Here is an 8,704-nt window from a genome sequence, read left to right as displayed (position 1 = left end):
ATTTACGCTTCGGAAACCGTTGCTTCCCATCCGGAACCAATCGCTTGCGAGATTTAGGCAATCGGTTAAGGACTGGAACCAATTACTTCCGGCACGGAAGCAATCATTTGCGAGGCTTAGGCAATCGATTAAGGACCGGAACCAATTACTTCCGGCACGGAAGCAATCACTTGTGAGGCTTAAGCAATCGGTTAAGGTTTGGAAACCGTTGCCTCCGGCTCGGAAGCAATCACTTGCGAAGCGCAACCTTTCGCTTGCGGGGCTTAGGCAATCGATTAAGGATCGCAAACCGTTGCCTCCCATTCGGAACCAATCATTCGCAGGGCGCAACCTTTAATTTGCGAAGCGCAACCAATCGGTTAAGGATCGGAGACCGTTGTTTCCCGTTCGGAACCAACCACTTGCGAAGCGCAACCAATTGTCTCCACAACGGAATCGATCACTTCTATGCCTTATTTAAGTGTTAATCAAGAGCTTTTTGTAAAGATTCTATACAACCCCGTTTGCATTTTATCTTAACTTTATAATTCAACGAAAAAACGTATTTTTATAAAAAGGATTGTTATGGACAATATTATTATTCCAAAAAATAAGAATCAATCGTCTATTATACAGGCATTTTTAAAAGAAATGAAAATTCACTTTAAAATCAAAGACGACGAGACCAAGATGAGTCAGGAAGAATTTTTCACACAAATTGATGAAGCAAAGCAAGAAGTGAAAGAAGGCAAGACGACCAAAGTCACAAAAGAACAACTTCATTCTTTTCTTGAGTCATTATAAGCAACGCACTGGTACAATTATTGACTTTAGTGTAGTAAAAAAAACAAACATGAAGAAGTATATCATCAACACAGCATTGTTGGTCGCGGTTATTGGGCTAACTGTACAATGCCAGCAACGACGTTCCAACGGATCTGCTGCGAGTGAAACTAAGGAAAACATAGGAAATCTATCCGAAGACACGGCCTTATATGCGACGCTGGAAAGTGTTGAAGCGACGCCGAGTTTACAGGATAGTGTACTGATTCGCTTTACCGTGAATAACCCAACACAGGACACTTTGAGATTTACGACCTATCATACACCTTTTGAAGGTTCGATAAGTAAGTTTTTAACGATCAAGGACAGCGCTGGAAATGGAGTGGATTATATAGGTCCAATGGTTAAGCGTGTAATGCCCCCACCTGCAGACACCTATCACATCATAGCACCGGATCAAAAAGAAAGTGTCACCTTTGACCTCAAAAAAAGCTATCGTATTGAAGTGGGAACTTACACCCTACAATATAACGGAGAAAATATCAGCGGTGTGATGAACGGCGAAGCCCTCACCATAACTGTCACAGAATAGGTTTTCCTGATTTTTTGTACCTTCGTAAAGATATGGCGAATAAACTGCAAAACGAAACCTCCCCTTATCTACAACAACATGCACACAATCCTGTGCATTGGATGCCTTGGGGCGAGGAAGCACTGACAAAAGCAAAACAGGAAAACAAGCTTATCATCGTCAGTATCGGGTACTCGGCTTGTCACTGGTGTCATGTCATGGAACGCGAGAGTTTTGAGAACGAAACCATCGCACAGACGATGAACAAACTCTTTGTCTCGATAAAAGTGGATCGTGAAGAACGTCCGGACATCGATCAGATTTATATGATCGCTGTACAGCTGATGACGAATGCGGGGGGATGGCCACTGAATGTCATCTGCCTACCTGATGGACGCCCCATCTACGGAGGGACTTACTTCAGACCGCAGGATTGGCAAAATGTGCTTTTACAAATCGCCCAGATGTGGGAAGAAACGCCAGATACCGCCATCGACTATGCAGAACGGCTGATATCCGGTATTCATCAAGCCGAACGTTTACCCCTTGTCGACATTCCCGAACAATATACATTAGCTGACATCGAGGCCATTGTACAGCCATGGAAAGCGCAATTTGACACACAAGATGGCGGATATAGAAGAGCGCCCAAATTTCCACTACCTAACAATTGGTTGTTTTTTTTACGATACGGTACTTTAACAAAAGACGAAGAAATTCTGCAACATGTGCATTTCACTTTAGAAAAGATTGCCAATGGCGGCATTTACGATCAGATCGGCGGCGGGTTTGCACGTTATTCGGTAGACGGACAATGGCTGGTACCGCATTTTGAAAAAATGCTGTACGACAATGCGCAGTTGATCAGCCTGTATAGCGAGGCATACCAAGAAAAGCCAACACCACAGTATCAACGGGTAGTAGAAGAAACGATCTCATGGCTTGAACGGGAAATGAAAGATCCGAATGGGGGCTTTTATGCCGCCCTTGATGCAGATAGTGAGGGCGTGGAAGGAAAATTCTACACCTTTGACTATGATGAATTTGATATACTCGGCGAAGACGCGGAGCTCGCACGTCAATATTTTAATATTACAGCGCGAGGCAATTGGGAGGACGAACAGACGAATATACCCTTTGTCAACGGGGAAAATGACAACATACCCACGGAAGCCGGATTTTCTGCTGCAGAATGGGCCGCTTACCTCGGTGAAATCAAAACCAAACTGTTAAACTACCGCGCCAAACGCATTCGTCCGGGATTGGATAATAAGCAACTTACGACCTGGAATGCGTTATTGTTAAAAGGCCTGATAGATGCTTATCGCGTATTTAGCAAGCAAGCGTATCTATCTTCCGCTTTGGGCATTGCTTCTTTTCTTGAGGAGATCTGCCAGCACAAGGGCCAACTCTTACATCAACCAGCTGACCTTAATCGTCGGATTCCGGCATTTTTGGATGACTATGCCTTTACGATAGAAGCTTTCACGGCGCTCTATGAAGCCACATTCGACGAAAAATGGCTAACCCGGGCAAAGGAACTTGCCGAAAGGGCTATCGATCTTTTCTACGATACAGAAAACCAAGTCTTTTATTATACAGCTGACAATACCGAGAAACTGATAGCCCGTAAAAGTGAAATCATGGACAATGTGATTCCATCCTCATCATCCACCATGGTACGACAGTTGTATAAATTAGGTGTGTTGTATGACGAGCCTACATTCACTTATATAGCAGATCAAGTATTCGCCAATGTCTTTCCACATATCAAAAGCTATGGATCGGCCTATTCGAACTGGGCGATACAACTGTTGGAACATCACTTTGGTGTAAATGAGATCGCGCTAACGGGCGAGCAAGCTGTTTCCTGGCGCGAAGAATTGGATAGATCCTGTTATATTCCTAACAAAATTACCTTAGGAGGAACAAAAAGTACCCTTCCATTGTTAATAAATAGACAAGGTTTTGATTCAAAAGCATACCTTTGTCGCCATAAAACTTGTAGTCTTCCACAAACGTCGATTGCACAACTCATTGAATTAATTAATCAAAACGAAGGGCGTATCCCTTCATAAACAACTCAAAATGGCAATAGAAAACAACAACGTAGTAACATTGAATTACACGCTTCATACAATTGAAGACAATGGTGAAAAAACGTTTGTAGAACAGACCACAACTGAAAACCCACTGACCTTCTTATATGGAGTAGGCATGATGCTTCCGAAATTTGAAGAAAACATAGGCGGACTCTTAGTAGGAGATAAAACTTCCTTCCAACTTGCTGCTGTCGATGCCTATGGCGAACGGGATGACCGCGCGATTGCGCAATTGCCCGCCGATATGTTTCAGGAAAGTGGCCTACCTCCGGTTGGCGAGATATTACCCTTACAGGATAATCAAGGCAATCAGTTTCGCGCAGTAGTTATGGAAGTCACTCCGGAAGCCGTGGTAGCGGACCTGAACCATCCTATGGCAGGTAAAACATTAAACTTCGATATTGAAATTCTTGCTGTACGTCCGGCAACCGACGAAGAATTGGCACATGGTCATTCACACGGTGAGGACGGTACTGAAGGTCATTAAGGAACAAAAAAAATCCTGAAGCGGGGAGCTCCAGGATTTTAACCAAACCAATTATTAACCTAAATATGAAATTATGAAGTCTTTAATTCTTTATCTATTCTTTGGTAAAGACAACACAAATACTGCGCCAATTCTTCGTCAACAACCTACACTTTAACATTTATTTAACAAAATAAAAAAAATCTACCAACTTAGTATATTTTAAAAAAAATGTAGTTCTTTTTCCTATGTTTTGCTTATGTTTGCAGGTAATTAAGAATTGATCTAAAGTAGGCATTGGGAGAATTAATAATTCATATAATCGTACCTATCGTCATATTTGGCTTTATCGCCTTATTTACGTTATTTGCCGTCTATGCGGAACGAAAGATCGCGGGCTTTGTGCAAGACCGGTTAGGTCCGATGGAAACCGGCAAATATGGTCTTTTGCAGACCGTAGCTGACATCCTCAAGCTTATCCAAAAGGAATTTATTACACCCAGCGTAGCCGATAAAATTCTATTTGCCCTTGCCCCTATCATTATTTTTATTGCTGTCTTCATCGGCTTTTCCGTTATGCCTTGGGGCCCGGATGTACTACCGGCAAACACCAACACAGGTTTGTTCTTTATTATGGCCGTAGTCGCTATTGATGCAATCGGCATATTAATGGCCGGATGGGGCTCCAACAATAAATATTCGCTCTTGGGATCTATCCGTGCTATTGCGCAAATGGTATCCTATGAAATACCTGTGGGTCTTGCTCTTATCTCCGCTGTCATGATTACCCAGACCTTGAATCTGAATGATATTGCCTTCAATCAAGGTATCTGGGCGAATGAAGATATCTATTTCCTCGGTATATGGAATGTTACGGATATAGGAGGTATACTGGCTTGGAATATTTTTCAAACTCCACATCTTTTGGTGGTGTATGCAATCTTTTTCATCGCCACATTGGCAGAATGTAACCGTGCTCCGTTCGATATTCCCGAGGCGGAGAGTGAGCTCATCGGTGGTTTTCACACCGAATATGGCGGCATACGGTTTGCATTCATCTTTCTGGCGGAATATGCGATGATGTTTTTAGTCGCCATGCTGGGGGTGGTTATTTTTCTGGGCGGTTGGAACACACCCTTGCCTAACATCGGTGGGCTTAAATTAGCCGACTGGACGACAGGAATCTATTGGGGCATTTTTTGGACATTTGTCAAATCATTGACAATCGTAGGGATACAAATGTGGATACGGTGGACTTTACCTCGTTTTCGGGCAGATCAACTGATGAACTTGTGCTGGAAAATCATGATACCCATTGCTTTTGTCTGTATGGCAATATCGGGATTATGGCGAATTTTAGTGATGGTATGAGGTTATGATACTAAAAACGACGATACAGGGATTTACAACGGCGGTAAAAGGATTACTTTTAACGATCAGGCACCTTTTTGCCGCAAGGCAAAAGCGTGAGGTGGTTGATATTCGTCAAGATGCCTATTTCGATCAAAAGGAAGGCGTTACTACCGTGCAGTTTCCAAAAGAAAAAATGCCGATCCCGGAAGTTGCACGCTATCAGCTGGACGTCGAAATTGATGATTGTATCGTCTGCGATCTCTGTGCCAAGGCTTGCCCGGTCGATTGTATCACGATCGAAGCCGTCAAATCACCCGAAGCGATCGGCAAAACTTCCGACGGTAGTGTCAAACGGCTGTATGCTGCTCAATTCGACATTGACATGGCCAAATGTATGTACTGTGGATTATGTACGGTCGTATGTCCTACGGAATGTATCACCATGACCGATCAATATGACCGCAGCACCACCAAATTGACCGATCTGATATATGGATTTGCGGACATGACGGATGAAGAAATTGCGCAACGCAAAGAAGAATGGACTCGCTTTCAAGCTGAGAAGGAGGCAGCCAAAAAGAAATAACAGATGGAGGAACTTTTATTTTATGCTTTCGCGGCCCTAGCTATTTCATCGGCATTATTGGTCGTCAGCTTAAAAAACACAGCACGTGCGCTATTCCTTTTCTTCGTGACCTTATTTGCTATGGCAGGACTTTTCTTGTTTGCTCTGGCAGATTTTGTCGCTATCACACAGATATTGGTCTATGTCGGTGGTGTCCTCATCTTGATGATATTTGCATTTATGCTGTCCAATAAAGAACTGCTCAAAGATCTTCAATCGACATCCTCGCGATTTATTGCCATGCCTAATATACAGTCTCTATTGTTGTCTATCGCCTTTTTGGCGTTGATGACCTACGGTATTATAGCGTGGCAACAGCAAACGCCAGAGTGGATCATGCAGAATATCAAGATGAACCAAGTGATACAACCCACAGACAACAATATCAGTCAGCTGGGGGTGAAGTTCATGACCTATTACATCCTGCCTTTTGAAGTGATTTCCATCTTCCTGTTGATGGCACTTATCGGTGCGTCCCAGCTTTCACGAAAGGAGGGCGACGAATGATTACATTGACCCATTTTCTTGTCGTAAGCGCCTGTATCTTTTGTATCGGTTTATATGCCATTCTGGCGAAAAGAAATGCGATTATGATACTGGTGGGTATAGAATTGATGATCAATGCCGCGATTCTGAACTTTGTCGCTTTCGGAAAATATGATAAGCTGCATTATGGTGGTCAGATATTTGCCTTATTTGCCATTGTATTGGCCGCTGCAGCTGTTGCTGTTGGACTCGCGATCATCCTAAACGTCTATCGGCATTATAAAACAATCAACCCAGATCATATAACCGATCTACGCGATTAAATGAGTGGATTACCCTACATATCACCCATCTATGCCAGCATCGTAGTCGTTGGACTTCCGCTCTTGGCATTTCTCCTTCAAGCTATTCGGGGAAAGAAATCAACTTCGGGGCTGTTTGCCTTGGTTTCCATAGCTTTGTCCACCCTCATCAGTGGACTGTTCGTCCTTCCCCAGGTTTGGCAGGAAGCTCCGGTTACGGCAACCGTACATTGGTTTACCATTGGGGACAGTGTCTTTACACTCGGTATACTCCTCAACAACCTGAGCGCCTTGATGCAGTTTATCGTCTGCATTATTGCACTACCGGTCCATATCTATTCAAAAGCGTATATGAAAGGTGATCCGGGCATACATCGCTATTGGATGTACCTGAGTTTATTCTGCTTCGCTATGTTGGGGCTGACGGTGTCCAAGAATCTGTTTATGATGTACGTCTTTTGGGAACTGGTCGGGATTGCCTCGTATCTGCTTATCGGCTTTTGGTTTACCAAAGAGGCAGCTGTCGCTGCCAACAAAAAGGCTTTTATCGTCAACCGCATCGGCGATATCGGCTTCTTAATCGGCATAGCTATTCTTTTCAGTTTGTTTAGCACCCTGGATCTGGTTGATCTTTTTGGCAACGAAGGCGTTTTTGCCGCAGGACTATATAAAGATACAGGGCTTATTACACTTGCAGGTATATGCTTCTTCCTGGGCGCTATGGCTAAGTCAGCACAGTTTCCACTACATGTATGGTTACCTGATGCCATGGAGGGGCCGACTTCCGTATCATCGTTGATCCATGCGGCGACCATGGTTGCCGCGGGCGTATTCCTGATGGCCAGCATATTTCCATTATTTAACGCAAACGTCCTGCTGCTCATGGCGATTGTGGGTACGATCACTGCCTTGTCTGCTGCCTATTTTGCCTTGTGCCAATATGATATCAAGAAAGTACTGGCTTTTTCCACCATATCGCAACTCGGCTATATGATAGCGGCAGTAGGTATCGGCGTATGGGATGCGGCCATGTTTCATTTGGCAACGCATGCTTTTTTCAAATGTTTGCTCTTCCTATGCGCAGGTGCTGTCATTCATGAAATGGTGCACCACAAGGAACATACGAAATTGGATTTTGACCCACAGGATTTACGCCACATGGGCGGCTTACGGCAGTACATGCCGAAAACTTTCGTACTGATGAGTATCGCTTCATTAGCCCTTGCCGGTTTTCCATTGACTTCGGGGTACCTGTCCAAAGATGCTATCATCATTGCAGCTTTTGAATGGGCTGCCCAACACGGACCGGGATATATAGTAATTCCTATCATCCTCGTTATCGTCAGTATATTGACGGCATTTTATATCGGACGTTTGATCTTTAAAGCTTTCTTTGGTCCGATCCGTATTCCGCAGATAGACCAACAGGCTCCTCATATCCGTGAAGCACCCCAAACGATGTTAGTGCCTATGATCTTTTTAGGTTTAGGCTCGCTTTTCTTTGCTTTCTCCCTGAATCCCCTTTCTTATCATCAGGCGGAAATCCTGACCGGTTTTTCGGTGCGATATGCCTTTGAAGAAATACATAGTTTACATCTGGTTATCCCTATAGTGTTAACTGTGGGAGCTTTATGTAGCTGGATATTGGCCTGGAAATGGTACGTAAAGGGAAAATATCCCCTTCAGGCAAACAGCCTATGGATTACACGTGGAGGCGAACAGTTTGGCTTAGACGAATTGTATAAGAAAACATTCGTAAATGGCACATTGGCATTAGGTCGGGCGAGCCAATGGTGCGACAAGCATGTGTTGGATGGATTGATCGTACACGGCACCGCCCATGTGGTAAAGAGCTTATCGCGAGCCATCTATTGGGTAGACAAGCATATCGTAGATGGACTTGTCAATACGGTAGCCGACACAACCTACTATATAGGACACTTGTTGCGGTGGGTTCAAAACGGGCGCATTCAAAATTATTTTGGGTTTGCCTTTACGATAATTTTAATTGGAATAGTTTATTTGATATTTAGATAA

The 8,704-nt window shown here is 43.8% G+C and carries 10 protein-coding genes; all 10 read left to right on the top strand.

Translation table 11 applies throughout. The annotated features are described in order from the left end of the window. Window positions 1–337 (top strand): hypothetical protein (locus G5B30_RS17300; RefSeq protein ID WP_206367144.1); only part of this gene is annotated, 337 nt, incomplete at its 5' end. A gap of 227 nt (window positions 338–564) precedes the next feature. After that, the gene (locus G5B30_RS14670; protein WP_165320747.1) at window positions 565–783 is read left to right on the top strand and encodes a DUF2683 family protein; all 219 of its coding nucleotides are present in this window, start codon (window positions 565–567) and stop codon (window positions 781–783) included. A 49-nt stretch (window positions 784–832) separates the two neighbouring features. Further along, window positions 833–1,354, top strand: coding sequence for a hypothetical protein (locus tag G5B30_RS14665; protein WP_165320746.1), 522 nt, complete (start codon window positions 833–835; stop codon window positions 1,352–1,354). Between the two features lie 32 nt (window positions 1,355–1,386). After that, complete coding sequence (locus tag G5B30_RS14660) at window positions 1,387–3,411, top strand: thioredoxin domain-containing protein (protein ID WP_165320745.1); 2,025 nt, start codon at window positions 1,387–1,389, stop codon at window positions 3,409–3,411. A gap of 10 nt (window positions 3,412–3,421) precedes the next feature. Further along, a complete protein-coding gene (locus G5B30_RS14655; protein ID WP_165320744.1) occupies window positions 3,422–3,922 on the top strand; it encodes a peptidylprolyl isomerase in 501 nt (166 codons plus the stop codon). A gap of 276 nt (window positions 3,923–4,198) precedes the next feature. After that, a complete protein-coding gene (nuoH, locus tag G5B30_RS14650; protein ID WP_165320743.1) occupies window positions 4,199–5,272 on the top strand; it encodes an NADH-quinone oxidoreductase subunit NuoH in 1,074 nt (357 codons plus the stop codon). 4 nt (window positions 5,273–5,276) lie between these two features. Continuing rightward, window positions 5,277–5,840, top strand: a complete 564-nt coding sequence (locus tag G5B30_RS14645; protein ID WP_165320742.1) for a 4Fe-4S binding protein — start codon at window positions 5,277–5,279, stop codon at window positions 5,838–5,840. A 3-nt stretch (window positions 5,841–5,843) separates the two neighbouring features. After that, complete coding sequence (locus G5B30_RS14640) at window positions 5,844–6,386, top strand: NADH-quinone oxidoreductase subunit J (RefSeq protein WP_165320741.1); 543 nt, start codon at window positions 5,844–5,846, stop codon at window positions 6,384–6,386. Beyond that, the gene (gene nuoK / locus G5B30_RS14635; RefSeq protein WP_165320740.1) at window positions 6,383–6,688 is read left to right on the top strand and encodes an NADH-quinone oxidoreductase subunit NuoK; all 306 of its coding nucleotides are present in this window, start codon (window positions 6,383–6,385) and stop codon (window positions 6,686–6,688) included. Before G5B30_RS14640 ends, nuoK begins: the two co-directional genes overlap by 4 nt. Further along, the gene (gene nuoL / locus G5B30_RS14630; RefSeq protein WP_165320739.1) at window positions 6,689–8,704 is read left to right on the top strand and encodes an NADH-quinone oxidoreductase subunit L; all 2,016 of its coding nucleotides are present in this window, start codon (window positions 6,689–6,691) and stop codon (window positions 8,702–8,704) included.

This window comes from Sphingobacterium sp. SGG-5 (assembly GCF_011043525.1).
Classification (GTDB): domain Bacteria; phylum Bacteroidota; class Bacteroidia; order Sphingobacteriales; family Sphingobacteriaceae; genus Sphingobacterium.
This window is presented reverse-complemented; position numbering and strand designations above follow the sequence as displayed.

What these genes read in the sequence shown, in the direction of transcription:
- nuoL (WP_165320739.1), top strand. Translation starts at nt 6,689, where the DNA reads ATGAGTGGATTACCCTACATATCACCCATCTATGCCAGCATCGTAGTC.
- G5B30_RS14670 (WP_165320747.1), top strand. Translation starts at nt 565, where the DNA reads ATGGACAATATTATTATTCCAAAAAATAAGAATCAATCGTCTATTATA.
- G5B30_RS14645 (WP_165320742.1), top strand. Translation starts at nt 5,277, where the DNA reads ATGATACTAAAAACGACGATACAGGGATTTACAACGGCGGTAAAAGGA.
- G5B30_RS14665 (WP_165320746.1), top strand. Translation starts at nt 833, where the DNA reads ATGAAGAAGTATATCATCAACACAGCATTGTTGGTCGCGGTTATTGGG.
- G5B30_RS14655 (WP_165320744.1), top strand. Translation starts at nt 3,422, where the DNA reads ATGGCAATAGAAAACAACAACGTAGTAACATTGAATTACACGCTTCAT.
- nuoK (WP_165320740.1), top strand. Translation starts at nt 6,383, where the DNA reads ATGATTACATTGACCCATTTTCTTGTCGTAAGCGCCTGTATCTTTTGT.
- G5B30_RS14640 (WP_165320741.1), top strand. Translation starts at nt 5,844, where the DNA reads ATGGAGGAACTTTTATTTTATGCTTTCGCGGCCCTAGCTATTTCATCG.
- G5B30_RS14660 (WP_165320745.1), top strand. Translation starts at nt 1,387, where the DNA reads ATGGCGAATAAACTGCAAAACGAAACCTCCCCTTATCTACAACAACAT.